Here is a 16114-nt window from a genome sequence, read left to right as displayed (position 1 = left end):
GGCAGTTACTGGAGTGAGAATGGAACAGATTAACTGGCAGGTGGAAGTGGCTTCCGTTTCACATGGATATGATGGAGAGCGGCTTAAGAAAAAAACCGTACCGGAGTTCACCATGAAAGCGTTGGTGGATACCATCGCCAAGAAATACAAAGGTCGTCTTGCCCTTACGACCTACAGGCAGAATGATGGCGTGACCTACGATGCGCTGAGGGTCCATGTGCGGAGCGTTTCAGCTCAACTGCTTGCCGCAGGCATACATCCGGGAGACCGTATTGCCATCCTATCGGAGAGCAATACAGGCTGGATGCGGATGTATCTGGGCATCACTGGTATCAGAGCGGTCGCGGTTCCCATTTTGCCGGACTTTCCCGCCAAGGATGTGGAGAAAATCTTGGTTCACTGTGAAGCGAAAGGTATTGCCGTCAATGCACGCAATGTCGAGAAATGCCTGCCATGGCTCCATGCGGACGCATCCCGTTTCATGATTCGTCTGGAAGACATGTTTTTCATCCCTCCGCTGGTGATTCCCTCCATACGGAAGAAAGATGACTTTCTTGCGGCTCCCGGACGTGATATCATCCGGACAAAACGTGACAAAGCCATTGAAGCCCGTATTGATGAACATATTCCCCTTGAGAATGACATTGCTTCCCTCATCTATACGAGCGGTACGACAGGAACGCCAAAAGGGGTGTTGCTGACCCACCGTAATCTCATATGGAACGCTGATGTATCCACTGATATTTTCATCAAGCTCAAAGCGGGAATGAGAATTTTATCCATCCTTCCCCTGAGTCATGTCTACGAATTTACGCCTGGCCAGCTTCTGCCTCTTATGTGCGGCATGGAGATTCATTATCTGGGAAAAACTCCTGCCGCCAGCATCCTGATGCCTGCCTTGAAAGAAATACGTCCCCATGTCATGTTCAGTGTTCCGTTGCTGATTGAGAAAGTCTACCGTTCTGCTGTCGTCCCGGTGCTGGGAAAAGAAGGCCCGATTAAGAAATTTATCCACAACCCGTTGACCCGTCGGCTTGTCTACCGGCTCATAGGCAGCAAGTTGATGACTACGTTCGGAGGTCATCTGAAATTCTTCGGAATAGGTGGCGCACCCCTTGATCCTGTGGTCGAGGAATTTCTTCATAAAGCGGGATTTCCTTATGCCATTGGCTATGGGCTGACAGAAACCAGTCCTCTCATAGCAGGATGCGGACCTGCCCAACATGTGCTGAACCATATCGGACGTATCGTCCCCCATCTGGATGTCCGCTTAGATGACAAGAATCCGGAAACGGGTGTCGGAGAAATCCACGTCAAAGGGCCTGGTGTCATGGTCGGATACTACAAGAATCCGGAGTTGAACGCCGAAGCATTCACGGAAGACGGCTACTTCCGTACAGGCGACCTTGGCGTATTGAACGCTAAAGGGAAACTGGGCATACGTGGCCGTCTCAAGACGATGATACTTGGTTCCGGCGGCGAGAACATCTATCCTGAATCGATTGAATCCCTGATTAATGGACAGAACTTTGTCCAGGAAAGTCTTGTCCTTCCGGAAGGAAAGGGACTCATTGCCTTGATTAAGCTGGACATGGAGTCCTATGCCAAACAGATGCAGATGAGCTTGGAAGATACCCAGGAAAGTATTTATAAATATCTTGAGCGGTTGCGGGATACGGTGAACAAAGAGTTGGGAGCATACAGTCGCATCAGTTCCGTGGCTTTGCAGGATGAACCGTTTGAACGGACTCCGACCCAGAAAATCAAGCGTTATTTGTACAATGCACTGGGACGGATTACGAAGAAGCCAGAAACAGCGGAAACGTAGGACGATGAACTCGGTTGAATATTTTGACTTCATTAGAGTTTGCTGGTTCCCATCAACTGCTCTTATGTCTCTTGTGAGAGTGTTATATCTCAATCTCCCAGGTATGCGGCTATGATGCTCTTGTCCGCGAGTAGTTCTGCGCCCGTTCCCTGCCGTGAAATTTCTCCTGTCTCCAATACATAGGCAAAGTCTGCTATCTCCAGAGCGGCGCGGGCGTTCTGTTCGACTAACAACACGGTCACTCCTGTCTTATTGATTTCTGTGATGATGCGGATGATTTCGGCTGTCAGAAGAGGAGACAGCCCCAGGGACGGTTCATCCATCAGGAGCATACGGGGAGAAGACATCAAGGCTCTTCCCACCGCCAGCATCTGTTGTTCGCCCCCGGACAAAGTTCCTGCCTTCTGTCCGCATCTTTCCTGTAACCGAGGAAAAAGGCTGAAGACTTTCTGATAATCTCTTTCAATGACATCATGGTCATTGCGTGTGTATGCTCCAAGCTTCAGGTTTTCGAATACTGTCAGGTCGGGGAATATGCGTCGCCCCTCAGGAACCAAAATCAGTCGGTTTTCGACCCGTTGTTTTGTCGTCCAGGCCATCGTTTCTTGCCCGTCATAGGACACGGAACCGTGAACAGTATCAAGTAGTCCCATGATAGCATGGAGTGTCGTGGACTTTCCGGCGCCATTGGCTCCAATCAAAGTGACGATTTTCCCATCCGGCACATCAAAGGAAATACCCCGAAGGGCATGGATTCCACCATAATGCACATCCAGGTTTCGTATACTAAGCATTGTCCTGTCCTCCCAGATAAGCCTCGATCACTCGTTCGTTTCGCTGGATTTCTTCAGGCTTTCCCTCTGCTATCGTTTGCCCATAATCCAAGACATAGATTCTTTCGCAGACTCTCATCACAACCTGCATGTGATGTTCAATCAAGAGGATAGTCAGGCCGAATTTTTCTCTGAGTTGTCCAATGAAATCAGTAAGTTCCCGTGACTCTTGAGGATTCATTCCAGCTGCTGGTTCATCAAGCAGGAGAATGGACGGTTCCGTGGCAAGTGCCCGTGCTATTTCCAGGCGGCGTTGTTTTCCGTAGGGGAGGCTCGTCGCTTTTTCATCTTCCAGGTCTGACAGACCGACTGCTTCCAGAAGGGTTCGTGCTTTCTCGAACATATGCCGTTCTTCCCTATGGTATGACGGTAACCTGACGACCGAAGCGAACAAAGAAGACTTCAGCCGTTGATGTCCTGCGACCAGGATATTCTCAAGCACGGACATATCCCGGAACAACCTGATGTTCTGGAAGGTTCGGGCTATACCAAGGTTGGAAATAACATCAGGCCGCAAACCAGAGATGTTTCTGTCGCCGAGGAAAACAGCTCCCGATGTCGGAGCGTATACTCCGGTAATCATGTTGAACGCCGTGGTTTTTCCGGCTCCATTTGGACCGATAAGGCCAACGATTTCCTTGTCTTCCAAAGCCAGATTGAGGTTCATGACTGCGGTCAATCCGCCGAAACAGATGCTCATATTCTGTGTGTGGAGTACAGTCATTGTGCTTTTCTCCTCCCAAGTGTCCGCATCTTGTTACGGATTGCTGTGTATGTCCGGGCAACTGCTTCCCAGGAGAATTCCTTGTTTCCCATGATTCCTCGTTGATAGAAAAGGATTATGGACATCAATATGGCGGAGAATACCACCATGCGCATGCCGGGAATGCCCGGAATGATAAATAGACCAAAGACATTCATACTTTCATCCAATGGTCTAAGAAGTTCCATAAGGATGGTCACAGCCATAGCTGAGATCACTGAGCCTGTGATACTGCCAATGCCTCCAAGTACGACAATCAGGAGGATGTTGTAGGTCAGTGATATCTTGTACATGTTGGGGTCGATGGCTCCCAATTGGTTGCCCATCAGGGCACCGCCTACACCAGCGAAGAAAGCTCCAATCATGAAGGCGGCGAGCTTGTGGGAAAAGAGATTCACTCCCATCGCTTCGGCAGCGATTTCATCGTCCCTGATTGCCTTGAATGCGCGGCCATAACTTCCCTTGATCAAGAGCACCATGAAGGCGATGACAAAGAGGGCAGTACCCCACGCCCACCATATGGTAGTGTACCGGGGAATATTCTTCAATCCGAGAGAACCATTGGTGATGGACTGGAGATTGGTGAATACGACACGGATGATCTCACTGAAACCGAGGGTAGCAATGGCAAGGTAGTCATCCTTCAACCTGAGCACGGGAGCTCCAATGAGGGCTGCGACCAACGCCGTGACAAGACCAGCCATGACCAGAGCAACAGTGAATGGCACCTGAACAGTTGCCAGAAAGGGTACGATCGGTTTGAGGTAGTACACAGCGCTCTTTGTGGCAGGACTCATCGTCAGCAAGGCGGAAACATAGGCTCCGACAGCCATGAAGCCGGCGTGACCCAACGAGAATTGTCCTGTGAAACCGTTGATAAGGTTCATGCTGAGCGCGAGGACGACGTAGATGCCGCAGAGGTTGAAGATTCTCAGCTCGAACGCTCCCAGGATGGAAGGAGCTATGGCGAGAAACACAAGGAAAACGGCGATTGCCCCCACTGTGGGAAGTATCTTCTTCCGAGAGAAAAAGAACGACATATGCTGCTTCATTATTTTCTTCATACTTTCTCCGTTACTTTCGTACCAAGGATTCCGGACGGCTTTAGCAGGAGAATGGCTATCAGGATGACAAATGCTATGGCATCACGGTAACCGGAAAGGGCAGGCAGGAATGCCGTAATCAATATTTCGGCCAATCCGAGGACCAACCCTCCCAGAACAGCTCCCATGATGTTGCCGATTCCTCCCAGGACGGCGGCGATAAAACATTTGATACCGGGCATGACGCCCATCAGAGGCTGGAGCTGAGGGTACTTGAGGCCCCACATGATTCCTCCAAAGGCGGCAAGAATGGAACCTGTCGCAAAAGTTATGGCAATGATGCGGTTCACATCTATGCCCATCAGCTTTGCCGCCGTATAGTCGCGCGAAACCGCCCGCATCGCCATGCCCGTCCGGGTTCTGTGGACGACGTACATCAAGGCAAGGAGGATAACGAGGGTCGCAACGGGGATAATCAGGGATACGGGCATGATTGACACTTTACCAATCATGATTGACTTGCCCAGGACGGCTGGTACAGGGAATGCCTTGGGTCTCCCCCCAAAGATAACAGTGGCGAGGTTTTCCAGGAAAAAAGAAACGCCGATAGCGCTGATCATGACTGATATGCGGGGAGAATTCCTCAAAGGGCGGTAGGCGACGCGTTCTATGAGAAGGCCTGTCGCACAAGTCAACCCGATGGCAACGACGGCTCCCACCCACCAGGGAAGGAAGAACACTGAAATAGCATAGTAGGCGAAATAGGCTCCCAACATGAAGATATCGCCATGGGCAAAATTTATCAGACGGAGGATTCCGTATACCATAGTGTAACCGATTGCCACGAGGGCATAGAGACTTCCCAAAGATAAGCCGTTGGTCAGATGTTGCAGAAATATGTGGAAACTCATGCAGGCTCCTGAAGGAGCGGCACATTATCGTACCGCTCCAATTGGCTGGAGAAATAGCCTGAACGTGGCGTCAGGCCATTCATTGGGCTCAGAGAAGGATTAAGGGGATACCGTAGCGCTGTATACAAAACCACCGTCTTTGACGACCTTGATTACAGCATCCTTCACGGCATCACCGTTTTCATCGAGAGTGATGGTTCCAGCGGCACCTGGAAAATTCTTTGTGCTGGCAATCTGATCACGAATCACCTTAGGGTCTGTGGAACCAGTTTTTTCAATTGCGTCAAGGACGAGCAGATACCCGTCAAAACCAAGCGCAGCGACAGATGCAGGTTCCTTGCCGTATTTTGCCCTGAAAGCATCAAGGAATATCTTTGAGTTCTCAGTCATGGCTGTCTCTGTAGTGTAGAAAGTCGAGAGAACCGAACCTTCAACTGCTGCGCCGCCGACAGTGAGGAATTCAGGTGTCTCCCAGGTATCACCACCGAGGATAGGAATGGTGATTCCTAGCTCGCGAGCCTGTTTGATCAGGAGTGCGCTTTCTGTGTAGTTGCCAGGGGCAAAGATGACATCGGGGTTTTTCTGGCTCAGAGTGATGAGCTGGGCGGAGAAGTCCTGGTCTCCGGTGGTGTAGTTGCTGACACCAAGAATGGCGTTTTCATTGCCGGTCAGCTTTTTGAAAGATTCTGTGAAATACTGTGCAAGGCCGACGGAATAATCGTTGGAGATTTCTTGTACAATCGCCGCAGTACGGGCTCCGACATTGGTGTAGGCATAGTTGGCCATGACCGTTCCCTGGAAGGGATCAATGAAACAAACCCGGAAATAATAGTCATTGCCAAGCGTGACCAGGGGGTTCGTCGCTGAAAGTGCGATTGCCGGGATGCCGGCTTCCTCAACAATGGGGCCGGCTGCCATGGAGAGCGAGCTTCCCCAGCTTCCCAGGACGACATTGACCTTGTCTTTTTCGACTAGTCGCGTTGCTGCGTTGGCCGCTTCGACCTTGTCTGACTTATTATCAACGATAATCAGCTCAACTTTCTTGCCAAGTACTGTGGGGTACAGTTCGTTGGCCAGCTGAATGCCTTCAAGCTCCATGATACCGCCTGCGGCATTGGCTCCCGTCATTGGTTCAAAGACTCCGATTTTGATGACATCGGAATCCTTGTTGTCAGTTTTGTTGCGTGAGCAACCGACAGCAAACAAACAAAGCATTATAAGCAGACCTGTAAGAAGCTTTCTCATACCTTCTCCTTTTCCGGGATTCCCGTTCCCTTCCCCAAGGATTTTTTCCGGAAATTGTACGCGAATATTTGAGGAATTATAACTTTCAGTACTTTTATGTTCAATTAGCAAGAGGATTTTTATGCAAAATTATGCATATTTATACAAATTGAGAAAAAAATTGACGATATCGTAAATAAAAACTGATATACTGTGCATGATGTCAGAAAAATTAAAACAGCATATGGGCATTTTGAGGTAAATATAAAAAATATACCCCTTCATTTGAAGAAATCATCTTTCTTTGGATGAGATAAATCTACCTCACAGCATGATGCCGGCAGGCGTGGGAGATTCTCCGTTCATGGATATTTCCGCCAAGTTTTTCAGGGCGTTCATCGTGGACTCATTTGAATCTCCCAGCAGATTCCTGCTGAGATGAACGGCTTCACGGGCATTTTCCAATGCCTGATCCTTCTGTCCGTTCTCCTGATAACACAAGGAAAGGGCAATGAGGATTTCCACCATTGAAGTGAAATCCTGCTCAGCTTTCATTTGTTCCAGAACTCTCTGATAAAGAGGAATTGCCTGAAGCGGCTGTCCATTACCTTGGAGGCTGGCTGCCAAGGTCCCGACGGACATCACTGTATCCGGATGGTTGGGACCGTATATCTGTTCCATGTCGGCAACCAGTTCCCGGCGGACGCGAGTTTCCGAAGAAAATTCCTTCAAGTCCTGATGAGCGTCAGCAAGTATTTCTTTTGCATCCAGTTCCATCAGGAAATCATCCAGGTCGAGGGCGTTGCTGTTCGTCAATATTTCCTGGGCGATTTTCTTGGCTTGCACCGGGTTGCCATCGTTCAAATAGGCATCCGCGAGAGAGATGTAAGCTTCCTGTGTTTCCTTGTCCTTGGTTCCGAATACACGGGAACGAAGTTCATATGCTTCTTTCGTCAATGTCAGGGCTTCATCGAAATCCTGGAGTTGTGTCTTCAAATCAGCAAGACGCAACATTGCGTCGATGGTTCCCGGATGCTCAGGTCCCAATGCGTTGAACAAAGCTACCTTCTCCTGCATGCGCCAGAGTTGCTGCTGTTGCAATTGGGCAAAGAGCTTGGGATCTGTGATATTATTGTTCCTGTCCAGAAAGACATGGGGTGTGTTTTTCATATGCCAGCTCCTTGTGGTATTGTCTTCCATAAAATAACCAAAGAATGTACAAAAATCCAGTCTGTCGTGTGAAAGAAGAAGTCCAGGGAGAAGAATGGCAAGAAGATGGATGCTCCTTGGTTGTAGAGCAAGTACGCCGCATGATATACTTCATATGAGGTTTCCATGAACAACAGTGACATACGCATCCAACGGATAGACTCGCTTGTTCCACCGTCCGGACTGGTTCGTGATTATCCTGTGACCGAACAGCTTGCCGAAGAAGTCTCCCGTTCCCGGAGGACAGTCAATGACATCATCCGGGGGCGCGACCGTCGGTTGCTTGCTGTAATCGGTCCGTGTTCCATTCACGATGAGAAGGCCGCACTTGAGTACGCTGCGCTTTTGAAGGAGCTTGCTCAGGAAGTGGAAGATGAGTTCTACATTGTTATGCGCACGTATTTCGAGAAGCCTCGGACTGTCCTGGGATGGAAGGGGCTTGTGCTTGATCCCGACATGGACGGCAGCTATGACATTGAGAAAGGTCTCACCGTGGCCAGACGGCTCTTGCTCCAGATTACCAGCATGGGCATGCCGGTGGGCTGTGAGGTTCTTGACCCCATTGTCCCCCAGTACATAGACGAATTGATCAGTTGGTCGTCCATAGGCGCCAGGACATCCGAAAGCCAGACGCATCGCACCTTGGCAAGCGGTCTTTCCGTGGCCGTCGGATTCAAGAACAGTACCAGCGGTGATTTGACGAATGCAATCAATGCGATACGTTCTGCCGCCAGTCCCGCCAGCTTCATTGGTATTGATAAGCATGGCAATACCGTCATACTGCGAACTACTGGAAACGACTGCGGGCATCTGATACTCAGGGGAGGGGATACCGGTCCCAATTATTATGAAGACAGCGTGGAAAATGCCGCGCGCCTCATGACTCAGGCGGGGCTTGATCCTTCAATTCTGATTGATTGCAGCCACGGCAACTCCAATAAGAAACCCGGCAGGCAAAAGAGAGTCCTGCGTTCCATTCTTGAACAGATTCTCTGGGGCGAGACGTCCATCAGGGGATTCATGCTTGAAAGTAACCTGCGGCCGGGGTGCCAATCGTTGGGAGATGACCCCATGGCATTGGAATACGGAATCTCCATCACCGATCCTTGTATGGGATGGGATGAGACACGGACAGTTGTCACTGAGGCATACCGTATGTTGAAAGATGCACGGTCGGATGGCCGGAGCGCACCTATTTTTTGAGTTTTTCCAATTTTCAGGAGGGACACATGAATATTCCAGTTGTCATAATACCACTTGCAGAAAGTTTCGAGGAAATCGAAGCTGTGGCACCGATTGATATTCTGCGCCGGGCTGGCGTCAGGGTCATTGTGGCAGGGCTTGATGGTGTTTCAGTAGTCGGCACTAATGGACTGACAGTGCAATGTGACATGACTTTGGCTGAAGCAAGGGAGATAGCCTGTGACGCCGTAGTGCTGCCCGGCGGCATGCCAGGAGCGAGGAATCTGGCTGCCAGTGCCGATGTCATTGCTTTGCTTGACGCAACGCGTGCGGCGGGCGGCTATCTGGCGGCAATCTGCGCTTCTCCAGCGTATGTCCTTGGCGCTCATGGCTATCTTGACGGACATAAGGCCGTAGGCTATCCGGGTACGGAGAATCAGGCTCCGTCAGTGGCGTTCGGGACACAGGCTGTTCTGACTGATGGTAAGGTCATCACTTCGCGTGGAGCCGGAACCGCCATAGACTTTGCGTTGGCCATTGTGACAGCCCTCATGGGTAGTGAGAAAGCGACTCAACTGGCTGCTTCACTCATCTATCGGGCATAAATCACTAAAAAATAGCCGTACAGCCTGAAAAGACTGCACGGCCATTCCCTTTGCCTAATCCTTGCCTGGGGTCATCTCGGAGAAGCGAGTATATCCTTCAGTTCGGGGCGCGTCTCAAGATTCTTGGCAAAACCACGGGCACGCGCCTTGTTGACATAAGTCTTGTCCTCAAATGAATAGTGGAAATTGGTGTGGACATCATATGTACCGGCCATGAGAGCATAGGCATCTTCTGTCATGACAAGTTCTTCATCGGTGGGGATGACGAAAACTTTAACAGGGGAGTCATCGGTACTGATTTCAAACTCGGCATTCCGGCAATGGGCAATCTCGTTTTTCTTCTTGTCCAGTTTGACTCCCAGGTTCTCCAAGCCGGAGCAGGAACACCAGCGGATATGTCCGCCCATCTCGCCGACTCCGGCGGTGAAGACGATGGCATCGACCTTGCCGATTTCCGCCATATAGGCTCCTATGTACTTCTTGAGGCGGTGGCATTCCAAATCGACGCCGAGTTGTGCTTTGGCATCACCGGCTTGCGCGGCGGCCTGGACATCACGCCGGTCGCTCCGTCCGCAAAGACCTATGAGACCGCTTTTCTTGTTCAGAAGGGTATCGATTTCTTGTGATGTGACGCCAGTCAGGTTCATGATGTAGGGGAGGATGGCGGGGTCGAGGTCACCGGAACGACTTCCCATGACCAGTCCCTCAAGAGGAGTGAGTCCCATTGATGTATCGACACAGATTCCATTCTTTACAGCGCAGATTGACGCGCCGTTGCCTATGTGGCAGATGATTACATTGGTATCCCTGGGTGCCTTGCCCAGCAGGACGGAGGCTCTTTTTGCCGTATAGAGGAAACTTGTTCCATGGAAACCGTAGCGACGCACATTGTACTTTTCATACCATTCATAGGGAACCGCGTACATATAGGAGGCAGGCGGCATGGTCTGGTGCCAGGCGGTATCCATGACGATTGCATGGGGGACGTTCGGCATGACCTTGCGTGCGGCTTCTATACCCATGATATTCGCGGGCATATGGAGAGGTCCCAAAGTGACGAGTTCTTTCAAACTTTTGAGTATTTCATCCGTGACAAGGGTGGATTTCTTGAATTTCTCACCGCCGTGCAGGACACGGTGGCCTACCGCACCAATCTTGGAAATATCGTCGATGACGCCGTACTGCTTGTCTTGGAGAATCGAGATTATCAACTCAATGGCTTCCTTGTGGGTAGGTGAGGAAAACTGAGTCTTGTACTCATCCTTGCCAAGAGCCTGATGTTCAATAGTGGAATATTCCAGACCGATTCTTTCTACGACTCCGACAGCCAGGACATCCTTGGCGTCCCAGTCATAGACCTGATACTTGGCTGATGAACTACCGCAGTTCAAGGTGAGAATTACCATGAGATTAACTCCTTGCATGTGAAAATCTTTTTGAAATATTTTGCGGCCGGACATGACCACAAAAACCACATCATTGTGACATGTCGGGGCTTAAAAATCAATTGTCGGACATAAGAAAAACATCACGAAAAAAAGGAAAAAAAAGACAAGCCAAAGAGAAATCATCCCCGAAAAAGTGACACTCAAGGAAAAACTTTGTATTTCTCCCAAGAGTTTGTTCAACGTTTAATGAACATGACTTGCGCGGTGGAAAATTCAGGCTTTTTTTGTTGAAAGTCGTATGAGAAGTAGGTATGCTTCATTCGTCAGGAAGTATGATTGAGGGGGAACTCACGGACACCATGGGTACGCCGCCGGTACACAGCTACAGGGAGAGGAGAGTGACATGAAGCTGGAAATCGTGAAGTTTGATGGTCTTGCCAATGGTAATTGGGTTATTTATCGTTATCCGGTGACAGAAGATGTCCTTATCGGTTCTCAACTTGTAGTGGGGGAGGGCCAAGGGGCGATTGTCGTGAAAAACGGCAAAATATATGATTGCTTCCGTGCTGGTTCGTATTCTTTGAATTCTGATAATCTGCCATTGTTGAGAAAACTTGTTTCCTCAATCTTTGAAAAAAGGCGAGTGTTTGGGTTTTCGCGGACATCTCCTTTTCCGGCTGAAATTTATTTTGTGAATATTACCAAAAAGCTGGATGTTGCATGGGGGACAAGCGATCCAATAAAGGTCATTGATCCGAAATATAAGACGCAACTACGGGTACGAGCGTTCGGACAGATGGGGCTGAAGATTGAGGACTTTCAAACCTTTTTCAGGGAGGTCATTGGAGAGCTTCCACAGGACAGCTGGGTCAGGATGGACAGGGTCATTGGCTTCTACAAAGGCTTGATTGAACTGAAATTGAAGACGAGCATTGCAAACACCATCATCAAACGACAAGTGTCAGCATTGGAAATTTCCACGGAAATGGAAACCATCAGCACTGATGTCCGTTTAGGTATAACACAGGAAATGGAAAAATACGGACTTAACGTCACTAGTTTTTTCATTAAGTCCATCAATTTCCCCGATGAAGATTTTGCGGAAATCAACGAGATGCTCAAGATAGGCGCTTATGGTCAACAGTATGCAATGAAACGTAGCTATGATGTCTACGAGACAGCAGCAGGCAATGAGTCAGGAGTGGCAGGCATCTTTGCGTCTTCAGGAGTTGGTTTTGCCGCTGGCATGGGTATGGGGCAGGCCATGGGGAAGAATGAGGTTCTGCCGTCTCCGGCATCTGTGGAAGGCAAAAAGTCAGAATGCCCATTCTGCAAGGCAATAAATCTGCCTGATGCAAAGTTCTGTAGTGATTGCGGAAAATCATTGCGTTCGCAGAAATGTGAGAAATGTGGAGAAAACGTGGCTATAGGAGCTAAGTTTTGCAGCTACTGTGGGAATGAACTGAGAGGTGAGGCATGAGCGATAAGAAAGGACTTTTTTTAGTTTTCATGGCAATCATTTCCGTAATCACTGTTTTTTTCTGTTATGTTCTCTCAATATATTTCCTGATTCCCTTTCATATCGGGGCATTGGCTTTTGATATAGGCATCTTGATTTTGGTGGGAGTGTTCGATTTCATCTTTGCACGAAAATACAAGGCGGGTTTCTTTGTATTCCTGCACTGGGGGACGGTAGCTTACTTTATTCTCCAGTTCATGATTCAGATTCTTTGGGGATTGGCCGGATTTGGAGCTTACTCCGTGGTACATACTGGGGTATCAATTTTTTATTTTGCTGTTGCCACCGTGACTCTGTTTGTTGGAAAAAGAGATAGTCAGGAGAGTGTCAGAGATGATATGTCCTAATTGTGGAGCGCGTGAGTTTGTCGATGAGCATTGCAAATATTGCGGAACTCGCGTTTCGGCAGTGCAAACACAGGCAAAAAAAGAGCCGGAAGTCATCGTTAAGGTGGTTGAAAGGCAAGCTCCTCCACAAATCATAGAAAAAATTGTTTATGTGGAAGCTTCTCCATCCGAAGTCCTACAGCCTTCGCCACAGAATACAAACGTAAAGTCTCTTGGCGTAGCGTATTTTCTTTTATTTTCATTGTGGTGGGTCGGCGGACACAAAATATACCTGGAAAAGAAGACATGGCTCCTCTATTTCCTGCTTACCGCCACAGGATATCTGGGTATCCGCTCGTTTGATAATTTTGCTTTGAGCATAATGTGTTTTTTGGTTTTGGGACTCATGTGCTTCATCAATCTGGTTACATTGCCCAGCCAGGTTCGGGAGTATAATTCCCGTTAGCGAAGTCCGCCTGATAATGTATGGTGGTTATGGAATATGGGTCTTTCGCGCCCCTCGAAAGACCTTCTGACGGCATCGCGGAACGCTTAATGCTCTTTCTTTCGCATCGTCTCAGTAATGAAGACTATATAAGCTCCTGTACAGTCGGGATATTGGCGACGATTCATAGACCCGTCATAGCTGATTGATGCGCTGGTTGAGGATATATGGTACAGTGGGGGAGCGAGAGGTGCGTCATGAAAAGAAAGAACAATGCCGTCTATATTGACTTGGAGAATATTCCGGCCAATCTGGATGTAAAGAACCTGTTTGACGAACTGACATTGAAACACAATGCGGAGGATGACGAAGAAAACATATTCGTTACTAAAATGGCATGCGGCAACAGCTCTGCCATCAAGAAACTGGAACGAAAACTGGCAGAATATAATTTCATCATCCGCGACACACCGCCGATTACATCAGCCTATAAGAACCGAGCCGACCTCATCATATCACTCGAAGCCTTGGAGACAATCATTACGAATACGCCATCCATCGACCGCTATGTCTTCATCACATCGGATTCTGATTTCACAGTCATCATGGAAATGCTCCGCAAATATGGCAAGGAAGTCTATCTCGTTACCAAGGAGTCGGTGGCATCGAAGCCCATCTTCAACAATTGCTGTGATGAAATCCTGCTCCTGGAGGATTTTCTCACGGGAGTTCAGGAAAAAAACACTGGCGGAAGGAATGCAGGAAAGGTCGAGGCGAAGAAAGATGAGCCGAAGGGACCGACGAACGATGCTATTGTCTATGGCATCATGGAAAAAATATTGGAGACGATTGAGCCGGATGCATGGCAGTACGTCAGTCTCATCGGATCCCGGTGCCATCAGATGGATAAGAGCCGAATCATCGGACGCAGCTCATACAAGACATGGGGCAATCTCCTGGGAGAGTTCGAAAAAAAACGCATCATCGAACGCAGAAAAGGCGACAAGGGACACCCTGAAATCCGAAAGCTGACAGGTGGTGTTTCCGTAAGCTGACAAGTCGAGTCGTAGACATTCATGTTCCCGATGCTCTCCAAATCACCGGGAATCATGACTTCGGTTTCACCAGATTTGTTTATTCACTCCGCTCCCCATCATAATGACGGTACATCTCCCTCATAAGGGTAATGTTCCATAATGAAGTCTATGTCCTTGTCTCCCCGTCCGGAAAGATTCACCAATATTCTCTTGTCTTTTCCCAGTTCCTTGGCATGACGGAGAGCATAGGCTACTGCGTGGGATGATTCCAGGGCAGGGATGATGCCTTCCAGACGGCTCAAAGCATAGAAGGCATGAACAGCTTCCGCATCAGTTGCGGTTTCATACCGCACCCGTCCGATTGTCTTGAGATAACTATGCTGAGGACCGACTCCCGGATAATCCAGTCCGCTGGCAATGGAATACACAGGTAGAGGTTCTCCTTGCGAATCTTGGAGGATGTAGCTCTTGAAACCGTGGAGTACGCCGACAGAACCCTTGGTCATGGTCGCGGCATGCCTGCCAGTTTCCAGTCCTTTTCCAGCGGGTTCGACGCCATGAAGTTCCACGTCCGTATCTTCAAGGAAACCGCTGAAGATTCCTATGGCGTTCGAGCCACCGCCGACGCATGCGGTGACGACGTCGGGCAGATGACCAGTCATCTCCATGAACTGTCCACGTGCTTCCCTTCCAATGATGCTCTGGAAGTCACGGACAATCATGGGGAAAGGATGTGGGCCGACCGCCGAACCTATGCAATAAAGCTGGGTCTCAGGATCATCGAGATAGACTTCAAAGGCGGCATCAACGGCGTCTTTCAACGATTGCGTCCCTCGTGTAACTTCTATGACACGGGCTCCCAAGATTTTCATTCTGCTGACATTGGGAGCTTCCTTGGCTACATCTATGGCGCCCATATAGATGTCGCATTCCAGTCCCATCAGGGCGGCGGCCGTGGCAAGGGCGACTCCGTGCTGTCCCGCGCCAGTTTCCGCAATGACTTTTTTCTTACCCATCTTGCGGGCGAGCAATGCTTCTCCTATGCAGTGGTTAATCTTATGGGCTCCGGTATGATTCAGGTCTTCGCGCTTGAGATATATCTGGGCGCCTCCCGCATGTTCGGACAGTCTTTTCGCGTGATATACGGGAGAGGGACGTCCAGCATAATGGATAAGCAGGTCGTTGAATTCAGCAATGAACGCGGGATCAGCAGCGATTTTTTTGTAGGTGCGTGTCACTTCATCCATCACGTCCTGAAGCCGGGGAGGGATGTATGAACCGCCGAACTCACCGAAAAAACCATCTTCCCGTGGTAATCCTTCCGTGGAGATGCCTCCCGTGACCAAATTTTTTGCTGACATTGTATGACTCCTCTATTTTGTTTTACTGTAAATCCTCATGTTGCCCGCGAGTACGCGCCTCATCACCCTGTGCTGAACTCTGTGCGGATTTGTCATGTGATGGACTTACGTTACTGTACATAGAAACATATTGTCAAGTAGCAATCCCATGTAGATGAAAATTTCATATGAATTTTGACAGGTATCATACAAATAAAAAAATGGATAAATCATACTAATGGCTACTACAGAAAAACTATTCCGGGAAAAACAAGGATGATGTGTGAAATCACATGTATCTTCACAAATTAAAATATGTTAGAAGACGATTTTTGTTTTTGTGTTTCGTTTCAGCAATTTTGTTAAAAGATTGATTATAGGAATATTTTATCAAAAAAATGCACAATTTCGTCATAATTCAACCCGAAAGAATAATGTTGTTGACAACTGGAAAACTGTCA

General features: G+C 48.9%; 15 protein-coding genes. 7 read left to right on the top strand and 8 right to left on the bottom strand.

Features of this window, described 5'->3' with window-relative positions; genetic code table 11:
- Positions 1 to 19 precede the first annotated feature (19 nt).
- Complete coding sequence (locus SPICO_RS04560) at positions 20 to 1828, top strand: AMP-binding protein (protein WP_013739504.1); 1809 nt, start codon at positions 20 to 22, stop codon at positions 1826 to 1828.
- A gap of 89 nt (positions 1829 to 1917) precedes the next feature.
- Here the strand turns inward: SPICO_RS04560 and SPICO_RS04555 are convergent, their stop codons facing one another.
- From SPICO_RS04555 to SPICO_RS04530, 6 genes are all read right to left on the bottom strand, one after another.
- On the bottom strand, positions 1918 to 2622 hold the full coding sequence (locus SPICO_RS04555; RefSeq protein WP_013739503.1) for an ABC transporter ATP-binding protein: 705 nt from the start codon (positions 2620 to 2622) through the stop codon (positions 1918 to 1920).
- Positions 2615 to 3385: an ABC transporter ATP-binding protein gene (locus SPICO_RS04550; RefSeq protein ID WP_013739502.1), complete on the bottom strand. Its 771-nt coding sequence runs from the start codon at positions 3383 to 3385 to the stop codon at positions 2615 to 2617. The genes SPICO_RS04555 and SPICO_RS04550 overlap by 8 nt, the downstream gene beginning before the upstream one ends.
- Entirely contained in the window at positions 3382 to 4488 is a 1107-nt protein-coding gene (locus SPICO_RS04545; RefSeq protein WP_013739501.1) for a branched-chain amino acid ABC transporter permease, read from the bottom strand. Before SPICO_RS04545 ends, SPICO_RS04550 begins: the two co-directional genes overlap by 4 nt.
- A complete protein-coding gene (locus SPICO_RS04540; protein WP_013739500.1) occupies positions 4485 to 5378 on the bottom strand; it encodes a branched-chain amino acid ABC transporter permease in 894 nt (297 codons plus the stop codon). Before SPICO_RS04540 ends, SPICO_RS04545 begins: the two co-directional genes overlap by 4 nt.
- A gap of 99 nt (positions 5379 to 5477) precedes the next feature.
- Positions 5478 to 6623, bottom strand: coding sequence for an ABC transporter substrate-binding protein (locus tag SPICO_RS04535; RefSeq protein WP_013739499.1), 1146 nt, complete (start codon positions 6621 to 6623; stop codon positions 5478 to 5480).
- A gap of 303 nt (positions 6624 to 6926) precedes the next feature.
- Positions 6927 to 7772, bottom strand: a complete 846-nt coding sequence (locus SPICO_RS04530; RefSeq protein WP_013739498.1) for a tetratricopeptide repeat protein — start codon at positions 7770 to 7772, stop codon at positions 6927 to 6929.
- 165 nt (positions 7773 to 7937) lie between these two features.
- Between SPICO_RS04530 and SPICO_RS04525 the strand changes: the two genes are divergently transcribed.
- Positions 7938 to 9014, top strand: coding sequence for a 3-deoxy-7-phosphoheptulonate synthase (locus SPICO_RS04525; RefSeq protein ID WP_013739497.1), 1077 nt, complete (start codon positions 7938 to 7940; stop codon positions 9012 to 9014).
- Positions 9015 to 9040: 26 nt separating this feature from the next.
- Positions 9041 to 9598: a DJ-1 family glyoxalase III gene (locus SPICO_RS04520; RefSeq protein WP_013739496.1), complete on the top strand. Its 558-nt coding sequence runs from the start codon at positions 9041 to 9043 to the stop codon at positions 9596 to 9598.
- A gap of 71 nt (positions 9599 to 9669) precedes the next feature.
- On the opposite strand, the gene SPICO_RS04515 is transcribed toward SPICO_RS04520, so the two are convergent.
- The gene (locus tag SPICO_RS04515; RefSeq protein ID WP_013739495.1) at positions 9670 to 11004 is read right to left on the bottom strand and encodes an acetate kinase; all 1335 of its coding nucleotides are present in this window, start codon (positions 11002 to 11004) and stop codon (positions 9670 to 9672) included.
- Between the two features lie 385 nt (positions 11005 to 11389).
- Between SPICO_RS04515 and SPICO_RS04510 the strand changes: the two genes are divergently transcribed.
- The 4 genes from SPICO_RS04510 (at position 11390) to SPICO_RS04495 (ending at position 14331) form a co-directional block, all read left to right on the top strand.
- Positions 11390 to 12466 (top strand): SPFH domain-containing protein, encoded by a 1077-nt coding sequence (locus SPICO_RS04510; protein ID WP_013739494.1) that lies wholly within the window; start codon positions 11390 to 11392, stop codon positions 12464 to 12466.
- The gene (locus tag SPICO_RS04505; RefSeq protein WP_013739493.1) at positions 12463 to 12852 is read left to right on the top strand and encodes a hypothetical protein; all 390 of its coding nucleotides are present in this window, start codon (positions 12463 to 12465) and stop codon (positions 12850 to 12852) included. Before SPICO_RS04510 ends, SPICO_RS04505 begins: the two co-directional genes overlap by 4 nt.
- Entirely contained in the window at positions 12839 to 13297 is a 459-nt protein-coding gene (locus SPICO_RS04500; protein WP_013739492.1) for a TM2 domain-containing protein, read from the top strand. Before SPICO_RS04505 ends, SPICO_RS04500 begins: the two co-directional genes overlap by 14 nt.
- A gap of 236 nt (positions 13298 to 13533) precedes the next feature.
- A complete protein-coding gene (locus tag SPICO_RS04495; RefSeq protein WP_013739491.1) occupies positions 13534 to 14331 on the top strand; it encodes an NYN domain-containing protein in 798 nt (265 codons plus the stop codon).
- Between the two features lie 98 nt (positions 14332 to 14429).
- On the opposite strand, the gene trpB is transcribed toward SPICO_RS04495, so the two are convergent.
- Entirely contained in the window at positions 14430 to 15674 is a 1245-nt protein-coding gene (gene trpB, locus SPICO_RS04490) for a tryptophan synthase subunit beta (RefSeq protein ID WP_013739490.1), read from the bottom strand.
- Between the last annotated feature and the right edge of the window lie 440 nt (positions 15675 to 16114).

This window comes from Parasphaerochaeta coccoides DSM 17374 (assembly GCF_000208385.1).
Lineage (GTDB): Bacteria > Spirochaetota > Spirochaetia > Sphaerochaetales > Sphaerochaetaceae > Parasphaerochaeta > Parasphaerochaeta coccoides.
The sequence above is the reverse complement of the archived record's forward strand: the minus strand, read 5'-3'. Positions and strand labels throughout refer to the sequence as shown.

What these genes read in the sequence shown, in the direction of transcription:
- SPICO_RS04540 (WP_013739500.1), bottom strand. Translation starts at nt 5,378, where the DNA reads ATGAGTTTCCACATATTTCTGCAACATCTGACCAACGGCTTATCTTTG.
- SPICO_RS04535 (WP_013739499.1), bottom strand. Translation starts at nt 6,623, where the DNA reads ATGAGAAAGCTTCTTACAGGTCTGCTTATAATGCTTTGTTTGTTTGCT.
- SPICO_RS04560 (WP_013739504.1), top strand. Translation starts at nt 20, where the DNA reads ATGGAACAGATTAACTGGCAGGTGGAAGTGGCTTCCGTTTCACATGGA.
- SPICO_RS04530 (WP_013739498.1), bottom strand. Translation starts at nt 7,772, where the DNA reads ATGAAAAACACACCCCATGTCTTTCTGGACAGGAACAATAATATCACA.
- trpB (WP_013739490.1), bottom strand. Translation starts at nt 15,674, where the DNA reads ATGTCAGCAAAAAATTTGGTCACGGGAGGCATCTCCACGGAAGGATTA.
- SPICO_RS04500 (WP_013739492.1), top strand. Translation starts at nt 12,839, where the DNA reads ATGATATGTCCTAATTGTGGAGCGCGTGAGTTTGTCGATGAGCATTGC.
- SPICO_RS04505 (WP_013739493.1), top strand. Translation starts at nt 12,463, where the DNA reads ATGAGCGATAAGAAAGGACTTTTTTTAGTTTTCATGGCAATCATTTCC.
- SPICO_RS04510 (WP_013739494.1), top strand. Translation starts at nt 11,390, where the DNA reads ATGAAGCTGGAAATCGTGAAGTTTGATGGTCTTGCCAATGGTAATTGG.
- SPICO_RS04495 (WP_013739491.1), top strand. Translation starts at nt 13,534, where the DNA reads ATGAAAAGAAAGAACAATGCCGTCTATATTGACTTGGAGAATATTCCG.
- SPICO_RS04515 (WP_013739495.1), bottom strand. Translation starts at nt 11,004, where the DNA reads ATGGTAATTCTCACCTTGAACTGCGGTAGTTCATCAGCCAAGTATCAG.
- SPICO_RS04525 (WP_013739497.1), top strand. Translation starts at nt 7,938, where the DNA reads ATGAACAACAGTGACATACGCATCCAACGGATAGACTCGCTTGTTCCA.
- SPICO_RS04520 (WP_013739496.1), top strand. Translation starts at nt 9,041, where the DNA reads ATGAATATTCCAGTTGTCATAATACCACTTGCAGAAAGTTTCGAGGAA.
- SPICO_RS04555 (WP_013739503.1), bottom strand. Translation starts at nt 2,622, where the DNA reads ATGCTTAGTATACGAAACCTGGATGTGCATTATGGTGGAATCCATGCC.
- SPICO_RS04550 (WP_013739502.1), bottom strand. Translation starts at nt 3,385, where the DNA reads ATGACTGTACTCCACACACAGAATATGAGCATCTGTTTCGGCGGATTG.
- SPICO_RS04545 (WP_013739501.1), bottom strand. Translation starts at nt 4,488, where the DNA reads ATGAAGAAAATAATGAAGCAGCATATGTCGTTCTTTTTCTCTCGGAAG.